At 70.8% G+C, this 18,133-nt stretch carries 12 protein-coding genes, 1 tRNA gene and 1 pseudogene; 5 read left to right on the plus strand and 9 right to left on the minus strand.

Translation table 11 applies throughout. From position 1 onward, the window contains the following. Window positions 1-73 precede the first annotated feature (73 nt). Complete coding sequence (locus AB0G10_RS22860) at window positions 74-1,627, minus strand: PQQ-binding-like beta-propeller repeat protein (RefSeq protein ID WP_360925093.1); 1,554 nt, start codon at window positions 1,625-1,627, stop codon at window positions 74-76. A 61-nt stretch (window positions 1,628-1,688) separates the two neighbouring features. Here AB0G10_RS22860 and AB0G10_RS22865 point away from each other — a divergent pair, with 61 nt between their 5' ends. Continuing rightward, window positions 1,689-2,102, plus strand: coding sequence for a GNAT family N-acetyltransferase (locus AB0G10_RS22865; RefSeq protein WP_360925096.1), 414 nt, complete (start codon window positions 1,689-1,691; stop codon window positions 2,100-2,102). Window positions 2,103-2,137: 35 nt separating this feature from the next. Then, window positions 2,138-2,640 (plus strand): annotated as a pseudogene (locus AB0G10_RS22870) (MSMEG_6728 family protein). A gap of 80 nt (window positions 2,641-2,720) precedes the next feature. On the opposite strand, the gene ugpC reads toward AB0G10_RS22870, so the two are convergent. Continuing rightward, on the minus strand, window positions 2,721-3,809 hold the full coding sequence (gene ugpC, locus AB0G10_RS22875) for a sn-glycerol-3-phosphate ABC transporter ATP-binding protein UgpC (protein WP_360925099.1): 1,089 nt from the start codon (window positions 3,807-3,809) through the stop codon (window positions 2,721-2,723). 140 nt (window positions 3,810-3,949) lie between these two features. Between ugpC and AB0G10_RS22880 the strand changes: the two genes are divergently transcribed. Together AB0G10_RS22880 and AB0G10_RS22885 are read left to right on the plus strand one after the other, a co-directional pair. Further along, window positions 3,950-4,023: transfer RNA gene (locus AB0G10_RS22880), tRNA-Thr, on the plus strand. Window positions 4,024-4,405: 382 nt separating this feature from the next. Continuing rightward, window positions 4,406-5,266 (plus strand): PQQ-binding-like beta-propeller repeat protein, encoded by an 861-nt coding sequence (locus AB0G10_RS22885; RefSeq protein ID WP_360925102.1) that lies wholly within the window; start codon window positions 4,406-4,408, stop codon window positions 5,264-5,266. A gap of 8 nt (window positions 5,267-5,274) precedes the next feature. Here the strand turns inward: AB0G10_RS22885 and rlmB are convergent, their stop codons facing one another. From rlmB to AB0G10_RS22910, 5 genes are all read right to left on the minus strand, one after another. Then, window positions 5,275-6,402 (minus strand): 23S rRNA (guanosine(2251)-2'-O)-methyltransferase RlmB, encoded by a 1,128-nt coding sequence (rlmB, locus tag AB0G10_RS22890; protein WP_360925105.1) that lies wholly within the window; start codon window positions 6,400-6,402, stop codon window positions 5,275-5,277. Further along, window positions 6,402-7,808: a cysteine--tRNA ligase gene (gene cysS / locus AB0G10_RS22895; RefSeq protein ID WP_360925108.1), complete on the minus strand. Its 1,407-nt coding sequence runs from the start codon at window positions 7,806-7,808 to the stop codon at window positions 6,402-6,404. The genes rlmB and cysS overlap by 1 nt, the downstream gene beginning before the upstream one ends. Window positions 7,809-7,886: 78 nt before the next feature. Continuing rightward, window positions 7,887-9,539 carry a S8 family serine peptidase gene (locus AB0G10_RS22900; RefSeq protein WP_360925111.1) on the minus strand — a complete coding sequence of 551 codons (1,653 nt, stop codon included), beginning with the start codon at window positions 9,537-9,539 and terminating at the stop codon, window positions 7,887-7,889. A gap of 78 nt (window positions 9,540-9,617) precedes the next feature. After that, on the minus strand, window positions 9,618-11,015 hold the full coding sequence (locus tag AB0G10_RS22905) for a class II fumarate hydratase (RefSeq protein ID WP_360925114.1): 1,398 nt from the start codon (window positions 11,013-11,015) through the stop codon (window positions 9,618-9,620). Continuing rightward, entirely contained in the window at window positions 11,012-13,912 is a 2,901-nt protein-coding gene (locus tag AB0G10_RS22910; protein WP_360925117.1) for a BTAD domain-containing putative transcriptional regulator, read from the minus strand. Before AB0G10_RS22910 ends, AB0G10_RS22905 begins: the two co-directional genes overlap by 4 nt. Before the next feature lie 341 nt (window positions 13,913-14,253). Here AB0G10_RS22910 and AB0G10_RS22915 point away from each other — a divergent pair, with 341 nt between their 5' ends. Further along, window positions 14,254-14,772: a hypothetical protein gene (locus AB0G10_RS22915; RefSeq protein WP_360925120.1), complete on the plus strand. Its 519-nt coding sequence runs from the start codon at window positions 14,254-14,256 to the stop codon at window positions 14,770-14,772. Window positions 14,773-15,111: 339 nt separating this feature from the next. On the opposite strand, the gene AB0G10_RS22920 is transcribed toward AB0G10_RS22915, so the two are convergent. Then, complete coding sequence (locus AB0G10_RS22920) at window positions 15,112-16,770, minus strand: fumarate hydratase (RefSeq protein WP_360925123.1); 1,659 nt, start codon at window positions 16,768-16,770, stop codon at window positions 15,112-15,114. Between the two features lie 20 nt (window positions 16,771-16,790). After that, on the minus strand, window positions 16,791-18,083 hold the full coding sequence (locus tag AB0G10_RS22925) for a hypothetical protein (RefSeq protein ID WP_360925126.1): 1,293 nt from the start codon (window positions 18,081-18,083) through the stop codon (window positions 16,791-16,793). Window positions 18,084-18,133: the final 50 nt, after the last annotated feature.

The raw sequence follows: 18,133 nt of genomic DNA on the forward strand, positions 1-18,133 counted from the left end.
ACCCAGCCGTTAATCAAGCGAGAGCGCGCCGCCAACGTCCAGCGGCGCGCTCTCGCGCAATAGAAGTCGGCAATCAGGCGAACGAGAACAGCGCGAAATCGGTCTCCCGCACACAAGCGAGAACGGTCGTGTTCCACGCGCACGCACCCGGCCGCACATCCCGGAGCAGCCCCATCTCGGCCGCCTCGTCGCCAAGATGCACGCCGGACAGCGACCGGCTCCCGACCGAGGTGGTCAGGCTCTCCGAGAAGCGCAGCACGTTCCCGGCGTCGAGGCGGACCGCGACCCCCGGCACGGTCCACAGCGGATCGCCGCCCACGTCGATCAGCGTGCTCTCCTTATCCGTCACGACCAGCAGTGACTCACCGACCGGGATGAGCGACTCGACATCCGGGACGTCCCGCCGCCACACCTCGCCGCCCTTCACCGCGTCGACGGCGATGACCTGGTCGGACCCGGCCGTCTCGACGAAGCAGAGCCGCTTCTCGCCGCACGGGGTCAGGTCGCTCAGCGAGGCCTGCGGCGGGGCGGTGTGCAGGGTGACCGGCTCGCCGAGCCCCTCCAGGTCGTAGGCGAAGATCCGCTGGGCGTTTCCGGACTCCTGGACGAACAGCCGTCCGTCGTGCGCGACCGTCTCGTCGCTCGTCGACGCGACGCTGGGCCGGGTCTGGGACACCTCGCCGGTACGGATGTCCCGCACGCTCGCCGACCGATCGCTGTTGATCTGCACGAACCGGTCGTCGTCCGACACGTTCGGCGAGAACGGCCGTCCCGCCGTCCCGGCCGGCCCGGCCAGGTCCGCCTCGGTGGTGACGGTGACGACCGTCGTCGAGTCCGGGTCCTCCTCCTCCCAGCGGACCTTGCCGCTGGCCAGGTCGAGCCCGAGCAGCCGCTGTTCCACCCGGTCGACGAGCACCATCGTGTCGGCGCCGAAGTGCACCGTGTCCGAGCTTCCGATCGGCCGGTTCCACAGCTCCCTGCCGTCACCGGCTCCGAGGATCCGCATCTGCGCCCTGCCGGTGCCCGCCTCCAGGCTCGAGAAGATCACCAGCCCGACCGGCAGCGCGATCATCCGGTCCCAGAGTGTCGCCGTGCCGGCCGCCGCGTTGCTCCAGGCCACCTCGCGGCTGCCGGTGTCGACCGCGACCACGCCGAGCCGCCCGTCCGGATCCGAGCTCGCGAAGTAGGCCCGATCCCCGATCACCTCGGCGTCCGACCAGCTGAAACCGACCGGGACGGCCGGGTCGAAGCGCGCCACCTCCTGCACCGGATGGAAGTCGAGTGCCCGCACGCCCGGCCAGAGGGCGACGGCGGCGGCCACCCCGAGCGCGACGACTCCGGCCACGATTCCGATCAAAAGCCCTTTTTTGTACGTTCTACCGACCGGCTCCTCGGCCGTGGGGTGCGGTCCCGCCGCCCCGGGGATCGTCCAGGTCGGGTCCCCGCCGGGCGGCTCCCGATAGGGCAGCTGCCCGCCCGCGGCCAGCGCCGCGGCCTCTCCCGTGGCCCACGGGTCGACCGGTTCGGAATACTCGGGTCCTTCGCCGACGTGGGTGTCGGTGTCCGGCGTGCTCACCTCGGTGGCCTCGGTTCTCTTGGTGATGTCGTTCTCGCCCGGAGCCGCCATCTCGTCGCCCTTCGATGCGCCGGATACCGGCCGTCATGCTACCGATCGCTATCGTGGCGCCATGCGCATCGAACGGATTACCGCGGCGGCCGAGGTCCATCGCGCCGCCGATCTCTTCGACGCGCCGCCGCAGGAGGCGGCCACCCAGCGCTTCCTCGACGACCCGAACCACCACCTGCTGATCGCCTACGACGACGGCGACCGGCCGATCGGCATGATCAGCGGCGTCGAGACGACCCACCCCGACAAGGGCACCGAGATGCTCGTCTACGAGCTCGGGGTGGCGCCGGTGGCCCGCCTCCAGGGCGTCGGCACCGGCCTGGTCAACGCCCTGGCCGCGATCGCCCGGGAGAAGGGCTGCTACGGCATGTGGGTGGCGACCGAAACCGACAACAAGGCGGCACTGGCGACATACCGCCGCTCCGGCGCGTGCGAGGAGATGACGTTCACGCTGCTGAGTTGGGACCTCACCTGACTTTTGCTTCCGGGCCTGGGGGGAATCACTCCCGCATGCAGACCTTCCTGCCCTACCCGGACTTCTCCGGGAGCGCCCTGGCCCTGGACGTGAAGAGGCTGGGCAAGCAGCGGGTCGAGACCCTCCAGGTGCTGCGCGGGCTGACCCTGCCCGGGTACGGCTGGCGCCACCACCCGGCCGTGAAGATGTGGCACGGCTACGAGGAGGCCCTGGTCCGCTACGGCCTCGACAGTGCGCGGTCTGGACCTCCACGGGACGCTCCGACACCTGCGCCACGACGCTGCTGACGGACCTGCGGGCGGCGACCGGCCTGGAGGTCGTCCGGACCGCCGAGGACCTGGCCGCGGCCGGCGACCTGCCCCCGTGGCTCGGCGACGAGGCCCTGCACGTGAGCCACCGGTCGGCCCTGCTCCGCAAGGACCCGGCGTTCTACCGCCCGCTCTTCGGCGCGGAGATCCCGGACGACCTGCCCTACGTCTGGCCCGCCTCCGACCGCCCGCCCCGCCCGCCACTGCCTGCGCCACGGCCTGTTTCCTAGGGGACGGCCGCCATTCTTCGTACCCATGAAAAAACACGGCCTCCTCCCGAAGGAGAAGGCCGTGCCGGGAGCTATGAGACTCAGATGCGGACGCCCGAGCCCGCGTTGAAGACGTGCAGGGAGTTGGTCTGCGGCTTGATGTAGACCGTCTCGCCCATGTGCGGCATGTTGCGACGCTCGGTGCGGACCACGAAGCGCTCCGAACCGCCGGGCAGGTCGGCGTGACCGTAGACGTTGGCGTCCGAGCCGAGGTCCTCGACCAGGTCCACCTTGATCGGCAGCGCGTCGATCGACTCGGTGACCACGTCGGCGGCCTCCGGGCGGAAACCGACGGTGACCTTGCCCTCGCCGCCCTGCTGCGCCGCGGCGACCTGCTCGCGGGTCAGCGGGATGGTCAGCGAGCCGAAGGTGGCGCCCGCCTCGCTCAGCGGAACCGTCTTGATGTTCATGGCGGGCGAGCCCATGAAGCCGGCGACGAAGACGTTGCCGGGGGTGTCGTAGAGCGCGCGCGGGGTGTCGACCTGCTGCAGGACACCGTCGAGCATGACGGCGACCCGGTGGCCCATCGTCATGGCCTCGACCTGGTCGTGGGTCACGTAGACGGTGGTGACGCCCAGCTTCGCCTGCAGGGTGGCGATCTGCGAACGGGTCTGCACACGGAGCTTCGCGTCGAGGTTCGACAGCGGCTCGTCCATGAGGAAGACCTGCGGCTGACGCACGATCGCGCGGCCCATGGCGACACGCTGACGCTGACCACCGGAGAGCGCCTTCGGCTTACGCGAGAGGTACTCCTCGAGCTGGAGCAGAGCGGCGGCCTCCTTCACCGCGCGGTCGATCTCCGACTTCGGGGTCTTGCGCAGCTTCAGGGCGAACGCCATGTTCTCGTACACCGTCATGTGCGGGTAGAGAGCGTAGTTCTGGAACACCATCGCGATGTCACGGGACTTCGGCGGGAGGTGCGTGACGTCCTTGTCGTTGATCAGGATGCGGCCGCGGTCGACATCCTCCAGGCCGGCGAGCATGCGCAGGCTGGTGGACTTGCCACAACCGGAGGGCCCGACCAGAACGAGGAACTCGCCATCGCCGATCTCGAGGTTCAGCTCGTTGACGGCGGGACGCTCAGAGCCCGGGTAGATCCGGGAGGCCTTGTCATAAGTGACGGTAGCCATGGTGAATCGACTTCCTTTCCACCGGCAGGAACGTGCCGGACGATCCGAGTAGAAGGAACAGCCCCGCAAACGTAATTGTTTTTCACCCACCTGCCAAGATGGCGGCCACATCACAGGACGTTATGCTGAGCCCGGAACACGCCCCTGTAGCTCAGATGGCCAGAGCACCCGTCTTGTAAACGGGAGGTCGTCGGTTCGATCCCGACCGGGGGCTCGCCGATGGGCGGAGTGTGTCCGCAGAACGCGCGGACCGGTCGGCTCGCTTTGCTCGCCGGGGGGGCCGAGCCCCCCCGAACCCCCCACGGTGCGTATCTGTTGCGCTCACCGGTTGGTTGCGGTTACTTCCTTTTGGTGTTTGTCGTTGATCTTGCGTGAGCTCTGTTCTGGTGGTTGCGCTGGTTGCGGCCCTTGTGGCGCCCCCTCCTTCTGATTGGGCTCAGCCTGGGTATGGGCCGGGTGCGACCTACTACAACGCTGGTGAAGGGTCGCTCTCGGCGGCGCGGTTCGCGAAGAAGTGGGAGATTTCTACTCGTGGGGCGCCGGACTGTGAGGTTGGGCGGGAGCCGCTTGTTTATGGCGGCAGCGTCTATACGAGCGTGGCCGGAGGTCTCGCGGCTCTCGATCCCGCCACCGGTGCCGTGCGGTGGTCTGCTCGGCTGGTTCGGCGGGGGATCTCGCGGATGGCTGTCGCCGAGGGCAAGGTTCTGGCTCTCAGCTATACGTGTGACGGGCAGGGGAGTTTTCTCGACGCCTGGTCGGCCGTGGACGGCGAGCGGCTCTGGGAGGTGGCGATCGGCGGGCCCGCGCAGGACATGGTGGTGGATCGCGGTATCGCCGTGGTGGATACGCGGCCGGATTTCACGCTGAGCACCACCGGATATCGTCTCGCCGACGGTGGGCGGGCCTGGCGGCTCACCGGGACCCGGGGTGACGGGCTGCTCTCGGCCGGCGGGCGGTTGTTGCTGCGCACCTCGCCGGCGGGCGCTCGCGCCGTCGACATCGTCACCGGCTCGACCATGTGGCAGACCCCGGAGAATTGGTACGCCGTGGGCAGCGACCCGGCGGGGAGCAGGTTCTACATCAGCGCGGCCGGCGGGCTGGCCGCGGTGAACGCCGGGAACGGCTCGGTGATCTGGCGGTCGGCGCTGCCGTCGCCCGGCGTCACGGCCGACGAGAAGCGCGTCTACCTGCCCCGGAACCGCAGCGTGCTCTGCCTCGACGCGGACACCGGGCGCAAACTGTGGTCGGTGCACCTCCCGGACGGCGCGGGACAGCCGGTCCGGGCCGGTGGCCTGCTCTTCAGCCCGTCCGGCATCCAGTCACCGCTCTCCATCGCCGACGCGGTGACCGGCCGGGCCGTGGGCGGCGGCATGCCGAGCGACCAGCACTATCCGCCGGCCGTCGCGGGCGGCCGCCTCTTCCTCACGGACGGCGACCGCCTGCGCGCCTACTTCTAGCCCTGCCTCTAGCCCTGATTGCGGCGGCGGCTGACCTCGGCCAGCGTCACAGCGGCGGCCACGCTCGCGTTCAGCGACTCGACGTCGGAGGCCATCGGGATGCTGACCCGCAGGTCACAGGTCTCGCCGACGAGGCGGGACAGGCCGCGGCCCTCCGAGCCGACCACCACGAGCAGCGGGCCGACGGCGGCCTCGAGCTGGTAGAGGTCGGTCTCGCCGTCGGCGTCCAGCCCGATCGCGGTGAACCCGGCCTTCTGCGCCGCCTTGATCGCCCGGGTCAGGTTGACCACCTGGGAGACCGGGACGCGGGCCGCCGCGCCGGCGCTCGTGCGCCACGCCGTCGCCGTGATGCCGGCCGCCCGGCGCTCGGTCATGAAGACGCCGTGGCCGCCGAACGCCGCGACCGACCGGATCACCGCGCCGACGTTGCGCGGGTCGGTGATGCCGTCGAGCGCGACCAGCAGCGGGGCGGTCTGCTCCAGGGCGGCGTTCACGAGGTCGTCGAAGTCCTCGTACGCGAACGGCGGCACCTGGAGACCGATGCCCTGGTGCAGCACGCCGCCGGTCATCCGGTCGAGCTCGGCGCGGCTGATCTCCAGGATCGGGATGCCCCGGTCGCCGGAGGTGCGGACCGCCTCGGCGACCCGGTCGTCGATGTCGATGCCCTGGGCCACGTAGAGCGCGGTCGCCGGGACCAGGGTGCGCAGCGCCTCCACCACCGGGTTGCGGCCGAGCAGCAGCTCGGGGCCTTCCTTGGTGGGGTTGGACTTGCGGCCCGGCGCGACCCGGGGACCGCGCGGGCCGGCCGCCCGGCCGCCACGCGCCGCCGCTGTCGCACGGGTCATGCTGGTGCCACGGCCACCGCCGCGACCCCAGGTGGTGTCCTTGGTGCCCGGGATGCCGACCTTGGGCGCCCGGCCCTCGGCGGCCGCGGCCCGGCGCTCCTTCTCCTGCTTACGCGCGGTCTTGTCGGGCAGCCGCTCGGTGCCCGAGTAGCCCTTGTGCCACGGGCGCTCGTCGGCGGGCAGCGTCTTGCCGCGCCCCTTGAGGCCGCTCCGGTTCTTGCCACCGGAGCCCATCGAGGCGCCCTTCTTCGAGGTGGCGCGCTTGCTCGCGTTCTGAGAGTTTCCCGGCATCAGTGTTCTCCTACCGTCCAGCGCGGCCCGGTCGGAGTGTCCTCCACCTGAATACCCGCGTTCTTGAGCTGGTCCCGCACCGAATCGGCGGCAGCCCAGTCCTTCCTTGCACGGGCCTGCGCCCGCTGTTCCAGCGCCAGGGCGACCAGGGAGTCGACCACCGGCTTCAGATCGTTGCCGCCCTCGTTGCCACCCCACGCCTGGTCGAGCGGGTCGAGGCCGAGCACTCCCAGCATGGCCCGGACCGCGGTGAGCGCGCCCCGGATTCCGGCCTCGTCGCCCGCCGCGAGCGCGGTGTTTCCCTCGCGGATCGTGTCGTGCACGACCGCGAGCGCCGCCGAGGTGTTCAGGTCGTCGTTCATCGCGTCGGCGAACGCCGGCGGGACCGCCTTGGGCCGGCCGTTGCCGACCACCTCGGCCGCCCGGTGCACGAAACCCTCGATGCGCCGGTAGGCCACCGCGGCCTCGCGCAGCGCCTCGTCGGTGTAGTCGATGCGCGAGCGGTAGTGCGGGGAGGCCAGGTAGTAGCGCACCTCGACCGGGCGGATGCCCTGCTCGACCAGCGAGTCCAGGTCGATCACGTTGCCCAGCGACTTGCTCATCTTGGACTCGCCGAGGTTGAGCAGCGCGTGGTGCACCCAGTGCCGGGCGAAGCCGAGGCCGGCCGCCTTGGACTGGGCGATCTCGTTCTCGTGGTGCGGGAACGTCAGGTCGAGGCCGCCGCCGTGGATGTCGAACTCGTCGCCGAGGTAGCGCCGGGCCATCGCCGAGCACTCGATGTGCCAGCCGGGCCGGCCCTCGCCCCACGGCGAGGACCAGGTGGCGTCGTCGGGCTCGTCGGCCTTCACGCCTTTCCAGAGGGCGAAGTCGCGCCCGTCCCGCTTGTCCCGGTCGGGGGCGTCACCGGCGGACCGCATGTCGGCGGGCTTCTGCCCGGACAGCGCGCCGTACGCCGCGTAGGAGAGCACGTCGAAGTACACGTCCCCGCCGGATGCCGCGTAGGCGTGTCCGCGTTCGATCAGCGTCTGGATCAGCTCGTGCATCTCGGTGATGTGCCCGGTCGCCAGCGGCTCGTAGGTGGGCGCCAGCACGTTGAGCGAGCGGTAGTCGCGGTCGAGCAGAAGCCGGTTCTCGAAGGCGATCGCCCAGAACGGCCGCTTCTGCTCCAGCGACTTCTGCAGGATCTTGTCGTCGACGTCCGTCACGTTGCGGACGAAGGTCACCTCGAGCCCGGTGTGCAGCAGCCAGCGACGCAGCACGTCGTAGTTGACCGCGGACCGCAGGTGCCCGATGTGTGGCGGTGACTGCACGGTGAGACCGCACAGGTAGATCGACACCTGACCGGGCGTCATCGGGACGAAGTCCCGTACCGATCGGGTCGCGGTGTCATACAAGCGCAGCGTCACCGCACAAGGGTACCGGCCTCGGCCAACCGAAAACCGCCCCGCCCGTGTCGACACGGGCGGGGCGGGAATTCAGCAAGATCAGCGTCCGCCGACCGCCGCGTAGGCGTCGACGATGCCGTAGCCGTAGAACCCGTTGAAGTTCTTCCCACCCTCACAGTAGGCGTCCCACTCGGCCGGGCGGCCCTCGTTCGCGTAGCTGACCAGGCGCGGGGTCGGGCAGGCCTGCTCGGCGGCGGTCCGGTAGAGCTGGCGCTCCACCGCGTCCGGGTCGAGCGTGAGGCCACCGCGGCGCCAGTCGGTCTTGCCGTACCGGCTGACGATCAGCGCGGCCACGCCGGCGGCGTGCGGGGACGCCATCGAGGTGCCCTGCAGGTAGGTGTAGTAGCCGCACTGGCCGGCCTTGGTGCAGTCCTTGAAGGCGAGGCCCTCACCGGCCGGGGTGATGTTGCCGGCCTCGTCGACCAGCCCCTCCTCGATCAGCACCTTCTTCGGGTAGCTGGAGAGGATTCGGTTGGCCGGCAGGTTGTACTGCGGGGTGCCGAAGTAGTCGCGGGCGTAGCCGCCCGGCGCGGCCACCGAGATCTGCTCGAGGCCGTAGTTGCTGAAGTCGGACTTCTTGCCGGACGGGCCGACCGAGGAGACGCCGATGACGTGCGGGCCCTCGACCGGGAGGTCCCAGCAGGAGTCGTTGTCGATCGGGCGCGGGTACGGGTCGGCGCCGTAGTCCGGGCTGGAGGTGTCGGTGCGCGGCTTGCCGAGGTCCTCGGCGTTGTTGCCGAGCGCGCCGACCAGGGTGACGCCCTTGCGGTGGGCGTAGTTGAGCGCGCGCTTCATGGCCGCGATGATGGCCCGCTGCTCGGCCTGGTCCTCCGGGCTGTCCGCCGGGTTGGCCGTGCAGTTGTAGAGCCAGGGGTCGACGTAGAACGACATGTTCACGACGTCGAGGCCGGCGTCCGCGGCGTGGGTGAGGCCGTTGACGACCGGGTCGAGGAAGAAGTAGCCGGAGTCCTGGCCGGCCTTGAGCTCGACAAGCGTGACGTCCGGGGCGACGCCGGAGATGCCGACGCCGTTCGCCGCGGCGCCGACCGTGCCGGCCACGTGGGTGCCGTGCCCGCCGTCGTCGGTGCCGACCGGGTCGAGACAGCCCTCGACCTCACAGGGGCCGTCGATGTCGGTCATGTCCGGCGCGAAGTTGCGGGACAGCCGGGCGCTGAAGTGCGGCGCGAGGTCGGGGTTGGAGGCGTCCAGGCCGGTGTCCAGAATGCCGACGGTCACGCCCCGCTTGCCGGACTCGATCTTGCGAGCCTTGTCGGCGCGGACCATCTTGAGGCCCCAGAGCTTGTCGTCGAGCGGGTCGAGCTTCGTGCCCTTGGCCGAGCTCGCGCCCCGGTTGTGCCCGGACTTCTCGACCTTCTCCAGGCCGTTCGGCGCCTTGCCGATGGCCCGGCGCTCGGAGGCGCCGATCAGCGTGCCGGACTTGACGGCCTTCGCCGAGAACCTGGTGTCCTTCGAGGTGACCCGGTAGACGCCGACGGCGTCGTTGCCGGTCACGATCGTGCCGCCGGCCGCCTCGATGGCGGCGGTGGCCTCGGCGGCGGAGGCGCCGTCGGCGGCCACGACCGTGTAGTCCACCGCGTTACCTGGCTCGGCCACTGCCGAACCAGGTACGGCGGTCAGAAAGGCCAGACCGGTCGCTGTGACGACCGCCCCCGTGATGACGCGTCTTCTCATGGAATTCGCTCCTAAATGTTGGGCTAGGAGGAATCAGATCGAGAAACGTCTCTCAACACAAGATGAACGGCAGTCAATTTACGGACGGGTCATACGGAGCACGTCGAGCGCCTCGTCGAGCTGCTGCTCAGTGAGCTTCCCCGATGCGACGTGACCGCGTTCGACCACGACCTCGCGGATCGTCCGGTCGCTCGCGAGCGCCTGCTTCGCGATGGCGGCCGCCTCGTCGTACCCCAGGTAGCGGTTGAGCGGGGTGACGATCGAGGGCGAGCCCTCGGCGTACGCCCGGGCCACCTCCTCGTTCGCCTCGAGGCCGTCGATGCAGCGGTCGGCGAACTGCCGCGCCACGGCGGCGAGCAGCCGGATCGACTCGAGCACGTTGCGGGCCATCACCGGGAGCATCACGTTGAGCTCGAAGTCGCCCTGCGTGCCGGCGAAGGCCACTGTCGCGTCGTTCCCGATCACCTGGGCGGCGACCTGGCGGACCGCCTCCGGCACCACCGGGTTCACCTTGCCCGGCATGATCGACGAGCCGGGCTGGAGGTCGGGCAGGCGCAGCTCGCGCAGGCCGGCGCGGGGACCCGAGCCCATCCAGCGGATGTCGTTCGCAATCTTGTAGAGCCCGGCGGCGACGACCCGGAGCTGGCCGGACGCCTCGACCAGCGCGTCCCGGGCGCCCTGCGCCTCGAAGTGGTCGCGCGCCTCGGACAGCGGCAGCCCGGTCGCCTCCCGGAGCAACTCGATCACGGCCGGGGCGAAGCCGGGCGGCGTGTTGACGCCGGTGCCGACCGCGGTGCCGCCGAGCGGAAGCTCACCGAGCCGCGGCAGGGTGGCGGCGAGCCGCTCGACCCCGTTGGCGACCTGCCGGGCGTACCCGTTGAATTCCTGCCCGAGGGTGACCGGGGTGGCGTCCATGAGGTGGGTGCGGCCGCTCTTGACCACGGTCTGCCACCCCTCCGCCTTCGCCCGCAGCGAGGCCGCGAGATGCTCCAGCGCCGGGATCAGGTCGGTGCTGACCGCCTCGGTGGCGGCCAGGTGGATCGAGGACGGGAAGACGTCGTTGCTGGACTGCGACGCGTTGACGTGGTCGTTCGGGTGCACCGGCCGGCCGAGGTCGCGCGAGGCCAGCGTGGCGATCACCTCGTTGGCGTTCATGTTCGACGAGGTGCCCGAGCCGGTCTGGAAGACGTCGACCGGGAACTGGTCGTCGTAGCCGCCGTCGGCGACGTGCGCCGCGGCCGTCGCGATCGCGTCGGCGAGGTCCTTCTCCAGCACGCCGAGGCTCGCGTTGGCCTGCGCGGCGGCGCCCTTGATCCGGGCCAGCGCGCGGATGTGCGCCGGCTCCAGCCCGCGCCCGGAGATCGGGAAGTTCTCCACGGCCCGCTGCGTCTGCGCCCGCCACAGCGCGTCTGCCGGGACGCGTACCTCGCCCATGGTGTCGCGTTCGATCCGGAAACCACTCTCGTCAGTCGTCACGGTTCCATCCTCTCTCGACCCACTCTCCGAAGACCGTCGATCGTGGTGATCCCCATTCGGTCGAAAAGCTCACATGCTTTCGCCCTCAGCCTGACGGCTTCGGGATCGTCGTGGTCCAGGCAGGCGGCGAGCCCCGCGGTCGCGAACGCCATCGAGTACGGGATACGCCAGGCCGCGGTGATCCGCAGGAGGTGCTCGTACGTGGCCCGGGCCTCGTCGAGCCGGCCGGCCAGCCGCAGCGTCTTCGCGTACTCGACCAGGAACTCCGCCTCGTGCGGCCGGTCCCGGGCGGCGACCGCGAACTCGAGGGCCCGCCGATGCTCGGCCTCGGCCTCGTCGTACCGGCCCTCGGCCCGCAGCAGGATGGCCCGGTCGTTGTTCGCGTCGGCGACCACCGACGGGAACCCGGCCTGCGTCGCGAGCCGGATCCCGACATCCATGTAGTGCAGCCCACGCTCCGTCGAGATCTCGCGGATCGCGAATCGGAGACGGCCGATGATCACCAGGGATCCCGCGATGACCCCGCGGTCGGCGGTCTCGATGCCGAGGATCAGCCGGACACGCATCCATCGGAGCGCCTCCGCGGTCCGGCCCATCCGGTGCAGCGCCTCGGTGATGTTGGCGAGTGCGGACACCGCGTTCCGCGAGGCGCTCCGGTCCAGCGCCGCCTTCCGGAAGAAGGTCCGGACGGCTTCGACCGCCTCGACGAACCGGCCCTGCTGGCGGTAGACCATCGCCAGATTCGAGTACACGTTGCCGTGCCTGCCCAGTTCCTCCAGCACCCGGGCGGAGAGCAGCAGGTACCGCTCGGCCTTCTCGTGCTCGCCAGCGCGGGCGTAGGCCGAGGCCAGATAGTTCGCGAGGATCGCGATCGCGAACCGGTCGCCGGCCGTCTCGACGTAGGCCATCGCCCGCAGGTGCAGATCCCGGACGTCGTCCATGTAGCCGCGGACGAACAGGCCCGGCCAGGAGGCCCGGACGATCTGCCAGGCGTAGTCGAGGAGACCCGCCGCGGCGGCCGCGTCGACGAAGGCGGCCAGTTCGGGTCGCTGCTGCTCCAGCCGGGCGGCCGGGTCGTCCAGTTCCGCCAGCAGGTCCGGCCGGCCGGGTACCCGGCCGCCGAGGTCGCCGTCGAGCGCCGGCCGGAAGGCCGGCGCGGCCACCGCCACGAGGGCGTGCAGCTGAAGGTCCAGCACCCCGGTGAGCGCCTCGAGCCGCTCCCGCGCCGGCAGCTCCGCGGCGAGCGCCCCGGCGTACTGCCGCAGCAGGTCGTGCATCCGGTACAGCCCCGGCTCCGGCTCGTCGACGAGGTGCACGTCGACCAGGTCGTCGAGCACGCCGGCGGCCTCCCCGGTGGAGAGCCCGGCCAGGGCGGCGACCGCGAGCGCGTCGAAGGTCGCCCCCGGCTGGATCCCGAGCAGGCGGAACACCCTCCGGGGCAGTTCCGGCAGCTGCCGGTAGGTCAGCGAGAACGCGCCGGTCACGGTCCGGTCCTCGGCGGTGAGCTCGGGCAGCGCCGTCCCGCCCATCCGGTTCAGCAGGTCGGCGACCCGCCAGCGGGGCCGGTGCACGAGCCGGGCGCCGGCCAGGCGTACCGCCAGGGGCAGGCCGCCGCAGCGCCGCACCACCTCGGCGGCGGCCTGCGGCTCGGCGGCCACCCGGTCGCCGGCGATCCGTTCCAGCAGCTCCACCGCCTCGCCCGGGTCGAGCAGCGGCAGCGACTCGACGCGTACCCCGTCCACCCCGCCGAGCCGGCGCCGGGTCGTGACGATGGTGAGGCTGCCGGGCGCGGACGGGAGCAGGTCGGCCACCTGGGCGCTGGAGGCGGCGTTGTCGAGGATCACGAGCATCCGGCGGCGGGCCACCTCGGTGCGCCAGAACCCGATCCGGTCGACCGGCTCGAGCGGCATGTCACCGGCCGCGACGCCCAGCTGGCGCAGCAGCACGATCAGCGCGGCGGCCGGCTCGAGGGGCGGCTGCTCGCTGTATCCGCGCAGGTCGACGTAGAGGTGGGCGTCCGGGAAGCGGTCACCGGCCCGGGCCGCGAGATGCAGCGCGAGGGTGGTCTTGCCGCTGCCGGCCATCCCGTCGACGACGAGCACGGCCGGGTCCGCCTCCTCGATCCGCCCGAGCATCCGGTCGACCAGCGCCTCCCGGCCGGTGAAGTCGCCGACCGTGCGCGGCAGGCAACGGATCGCCGAGTTCGCGGCACGGTTCTCGCCGGCCGGGCGCAGCTCCCCGGACAGGATGGTCCGGTGCAGTTCCTGCAGCTCCGGGCCGGGTTCGATGCCGAGCTCCTCGCGCAGCACCTCGCGGGTCCGGCGGAACTCGGCGAGCGCGTCGGCCTGCCTGCCGGATCGGGAGAGCGCGGTCATCAGCTGGCCGCGCAGCCGCTCCCGCAGCGGGAATCGGTCCACCCATCCGGCCAGCTCGCCGACCAGCTCACGGGCCTGTCCGGCGGCCAGTTCGAGGTCGGCCCAGTCCTCCGCGGCGGCCGCCCGGCGCTCGTCCAGGGCCGAGGCCGCGGCCCGCACCGCCGGCGCGTCGATCTCCGGGCAGACCGGCCCTCTCCAAAGTTCAAAGGCTTCCCGGTACGAGGACCGCGCGGCCCCCGGATCGGCGGCGGATTTCGCCCGCTCCACGAGACGCAGGAAGACCGTGGCGTCGAGCTCGTCGTCGGCCGGCCGGATCAGGTATCCGGCCGGGTCGCTGAGGATGGCCCCGGCCGGCAGCACCCGGCGCAGACGGGAGACGCAGGTCTGCAGCTGGCCGCGGGCGGTGGCCGGCGGATCGGCGCCCCAGATGGCCTCGGTGAGCTCGGCCAGCCCGACGATCCGGCCGGGGCGCAGAAGCAGCATCGCGAGCACGGCACGGTCACGAGTCGCCGTGATGGGCACCGTCCGCTCGTCGTCGGTTACGGAGAGTGGCCCAAGGATGCGGTAGCGCAAGGTTGTTCACCCGTCCCCGTGTGCCGTACCGGGAGCCTAACCGAGTGTCAGGAGCGGATCGACAGTGGAACGAGAGCGGTTGCCGGCACGCTTGACGAAGCGCCGCCCCGCCGCTTGAGCGCCCCTTTTGCGGCGGGGCGGTCCGCGAACCTTCAACGGGGGCGCACGGCCCGCCCGGGTGACCCCCGGGCGGGCTGTTCGTATCTCGATGATCACTCACGGTTGGACGCGGTAGCGAACGGAACGTACCGTCGGCTGAGTTTGGTACCCCGACGAAGAGGATCCCCCTGATGCGACGCGCCATCCTGGCCGCGCTCGCCGGTGGCGTACTGCTGACCGGCGCCGCCTGTGAGAGCGATGCGAACACCAGCGAGATCGCGGCGCCGGCCGCCGTCACCGCTTCGGCCGCCCCGGCCACCACCGAGCCCGCGCCCGACTACTCGGAGAACACCGAGAAGGTCTGCGGCGAGCTGGACAAGGTGTTCACCGCCGACCTCGGCGACTTCGGCACCGAGCTGGGCAAGATGATCGCCCACAAGGAGGCGAAGCAGACCGACGAGGCGGAGAAGGCCGAGAAGGCAGCCGCCGCCGAACTCAAGTCGGTCGGCACCCAGATCCGCAAGCAGACCGAGGACGCCGAGAACCCGGAGCTCAAAGAGGCCGGCGCCACCTCAGCCACCAAGATTGAGAAGAGCGCGAAGAACCGCGACTACATCGAGAAGATCAAGACCACCAAAGACCTGGACAAAACACTCAAAACCCAGCTGACCGAGTGGCTGAGCCCTGTGGCCGGCTACTGCCCCAGCTAACCCTCTTCCCGGCACCCCCGCACCCTTCTCCCCTCGCCCCGCCCCTCCCGCTCCCTTCCCCCTCCCGCCCCCCTCGCGATCTTGTGACTTCCGGCAGGACCGCCCCAGCAGAACTTCACAAGATCGCGGCAGAGCGCCCACCCCTCCCCGCGATCTTGTGACTTCCGGCAGGACCGGCCCTGCAGAGCTTCACAAGATCGCGAGTGAGGGCACGCGAGCGGGCGCGGGTCACGCGAGCGGGTGCAGGGCACGCGGGCGCGGGGAACCCGAACGGGCACGAAAGCCCGAACGGGCGCGGGTGAGTGGAAGCGCGTGAGGGGTGCGGAGGAGGGCCGGCGGTCAGCGCCTGCCGATGCTCAGGACCGGCTTGGTCACCTCGGCGAAGAAGTCGTTGCCCTTGTCGTCGACGACGATGAAGGCGGGGAAGTCCTCTACCTCGATCTTCCAGACCGCCTCCATGCCGAGTTCGGGGAACTCGAGCACCTCGACGTGCCGGATGCAGTCCTGGGCGAGCCGCGCGGCCGGGCCGCCGATCGAGCCGAGGTAGAAGCCGCCGTAGGTCTTGCAGGCGTCGGTGACCTGCTGGGAGCGGTTGCCCTTGGCGAGCATCACCATCGAGCCGCCGGCGGCCTGGAACTTCTCGACGTACGAGTCCATCCGCCCCGCCGTGGTGGGGCCGAACGAGCCGGACGCGTACCCTTCCGGGGTCTTCGCCGGGCCGGCGTAGTAGACCGCGTGGTCGCGCAGGTACTGCGGCATCGGTTCGCCCGCATCCAGCCGCTCGGCGATCTTCGCGTGTGCGATGTCGCGGGCCACCACCAGAGGACCCGTCAGGGAAAGTCGCGTCTTGACCGGATATTTGCTCAATTCAGCCCGAATTTCGGACATGGGCCGGTTGAGATCGACCTGAACCACCGGCTCCTCGCCGAGATCCACGTCGGGGAGGAACCGCGCCGGGTCGGTCTCGAGCCGCTCCAGCCAGACCCCGGACGGCGTGATCTTGGCGACCGCCTGGCGGTCGGCGGAGCAGGAGACCGCGATGGCGACCGGGCAGGAAGCGCCGTGCCGGGGCAGCCGGATGACCCGGACGTCGTGGCAGAAGTATCGCCCGCCGAACTGCGCGCCGATGCCGAAGTCGCGGGTCAGCTCGAGGACCGCGGCCTCCAGTTCCAGGTCGCGGAAGCCGTGCGCCAGCATCGTGCCGGAGGTGGGCAGGTTGTCCAGGTATTTCGCGCTGGCGAGCTTCGCGGTCTTCAGGGCGTGCTCGGCGCTGGTGCCGCCGACCACCACGGCGAGGTGGTAGGGCGGGCAGGCGGACGTACCGATGAGGCGCAGCTTCTCGTCCAGGAACTGCATCATCCGCTGCGGGTTCAGCAGCGCCTTGGTCTCCTGGTAGAGGTACGACTTGTTGGCCGAGCCGCCGCCCTTCGCCATGAAGAGGAACTTGTAGGCGTCCGGCTGGCCGCCCGGGTCCTCGGCGTAGAGCTCGATCTGCGCCGGCAGGTTCGTCCCGGTGTTCTTCTCGTCCCACATGGTCAGCGGCGCGAGCTGCGAGTACCGCAGGTTGAGCCGGGTGTAGGCCTGGTAGACGCCGAGCGCGATCGCCGCCTCGTCGGTGCCGTCGGTGAGCACGTGCCGGCCGCGCTTGCCCATCACGATCGCGGTGCCGGTGTCCTGGCACATCGGGAGCACGCCGCCGGCCGCGATGTTCGCGTTGCGCAGCAGGTCGAGGGCGACGAAGCGGTCGTTCGGCGACGCCTTCGGGTCGTCGATGATCGCGCGCAGCTGGGCGAGGTGCGCCGGGCGCAGGTAGTGCGCGATGTCGTGCATCGCCTCGGCGGTGAGCTGGGTCAGCGCGAACGGCTCGACGGTGAGGAACCGGCGGCCTCCCGGACCTTCGACGACATCCACACCCTCGTCCGTGACCAGACGGTACTCGGTCAGGTCCTCGCCGGTCGGCAAGAGCGGCGAGTAGGTGAAAGCGGCGCCTCTGCTCATGAGCGGCAAGCCTAAGGCATTCAGGAGAAAGCCAGGTAAGCCATGTCCCGTCCGGAGACTGCGATCATTCCGTCCGGCCCGACGGCGAAGACTTTCGCATTCGTCCGGACATCGGCACGGACCGCCCCGTTCGACGGGGAGAGCGCCATGACCCGGTTCTTCCAGACCAAGACCGCGGCGTACGGCGTGAGCGCCGCGCCGGCCTTGTCCCCGCCGGGCTGACGCCACACCGCCTTGTCCTTGCCGAACGAGTACCCGCGCAGTGAATCCCCCTTGCGGATGACCGCGTAGGAGTCGTTCACGGCCAGCACTTCGGACTCCTTGTCGCCGTACCAGAGGTTCCGCCCGTCGTTCGCATTGATCAGCACCTCGCGGCCGTACGGGTCGACGCCGAGCACCACGTTGTACCCGCCCGCCGGGTCGCGCCCCTGCTCGCAGTCCGACCCGTTCTCCGCCGTACGCAGATTGAGCCCGTCCCTGCGCCACACCACCGCGTCACCGGGCGGGTCGGTCGCCACCACCTCGTAGTAGCAGGTGCCGTCGCCCGGGGTGCCGGTGATCGTGAGGACCCGGCCGCCGACGACCGACACCTTCTGTTCCCGGCCCGGCCGGATGGTCTGCACGAGCCGGCCCTTCGCCGTGTCGATCACCCGGATCCGGCCGTCGTTCGGCAGGCCCAGCAGGCCGGGCATCGGGGGCGGCCCGGCCACGTCGTCGTCCACGTACCCGGAGACGAGCCGCTTGGTGTCCGGCAGGTCGGGGTTCGCGGCGTCCAGCACGAACCCGATGCCGCCGGTGCCGACGTTCCACATCTCGCTGCCGCTCTTCGGGTCCCACGCGGTGAGCCGGCAGTCGTCGCCCCCGGAGCAGCTCAGGTCCACGATCGCGTCCCGGTACGCCCATACCGCGCCGGCCGTGGTGTCGGATCGCCGGACCGCGCCGGTCCGCGCGTCGAGCACCTGATAGCCCTTGGTCAGCAGCTTGCCGGTGACCACGACGGCGTCCGCGCCCTTCCCGGCGATCGTGGCCCAGTCGGCGTCCGACTTCCAGAGCGGGACGGCAGCGGTGAGCCCGTACGCCTCGACCGAGTTCCGGTATTCGACGACCACGGCGTCGCCGACGATGGCGACGCTCTGCGGGGTGCCGCCGAGGCGCTGCTGCCAGCGGCTGCCCGGCGCGACCGGCTCGCTCGTGTTGACCCACTCCCAGACCTGGGGAAACGGGTTCCACACGCCGGTGGTGGCCAGCACCGTGACGACCACAGCGGTGATGAGCACCGTGTAGCCCTTCAGGGAACCCCCGCCCGAGGCCATTCCGGCAGGGTAATGACCACGATCGACTTCAGCGCTGAGCGTGGAATGCC

This window comes from Actinoplanes sp. NPDC023714, assembly GCF_040639855.1.
Classification (GTDB): Bacteria; Actinomycetota; Actinomycetes; order Mycobacteriales; family Micromonosporaceae; genus Actinoplanes.

Bases quoted from the DNA above. Each gene is read 5' to 3' on its own strand.
- AB0G10_RS22915 (WP_360925120.1), top strand. From the start codon at position 14,254: ATGCGACGCGCCATCCTGGCCGCGCTCGCCGGTGGCGTACTGCTGACC.
- AB0G10_RS22865 (WP_360925096.1), top strand. From the start codon at position 1,689: ATGCGCATCGAACGGATTACCGCGGCGGCCGAGGTCCATCGCGCCGCC.
- AB0G10_RS22925 (WP_360925126.1), bottom strand. From the start codon at position 18,083: ATGGCCTCGGGCGGGGGTTCCCTGAAGGGCTACACGGTGCTCATCACC.
- AB0G10_RS22860 (WP_360925093.1), bottom strand. From the start codon at position 1,627: ATGGCGGCTCCGGGCGAGAACGACATCACCAAGAGAACCGAGGCCACC.
- ugpC (WP_360925099.1), bottom strand. From the start codon at position 3,809: ATGGCTACCGTCACTTATGACAAGGCCTCCCGGATCTACCCGGGCTCT.
- AB0G10_RS22920 (WP_360925123.1), bottom strand. From the start codon at position 16,770: ATGAGCAGAGGCGCCGCTTTCACCTACTCGCCGCTCTTGCCGACCGGC.
- AB0G10_RS22900 (WP_360925111.1), bottom strand. From the start codon at position 9,539: ATGAGAAGACGCGTCATCACGGGGGCGGTCGTCACAGCGACCGGTCTG.
- rlmB (WP_360925105.1), bottom strand. From the start codon at position 6,402: ATGCCGGGAAACTCTCAGAACGCGAGCAAGCGCGCCACCTCGAAGAAG.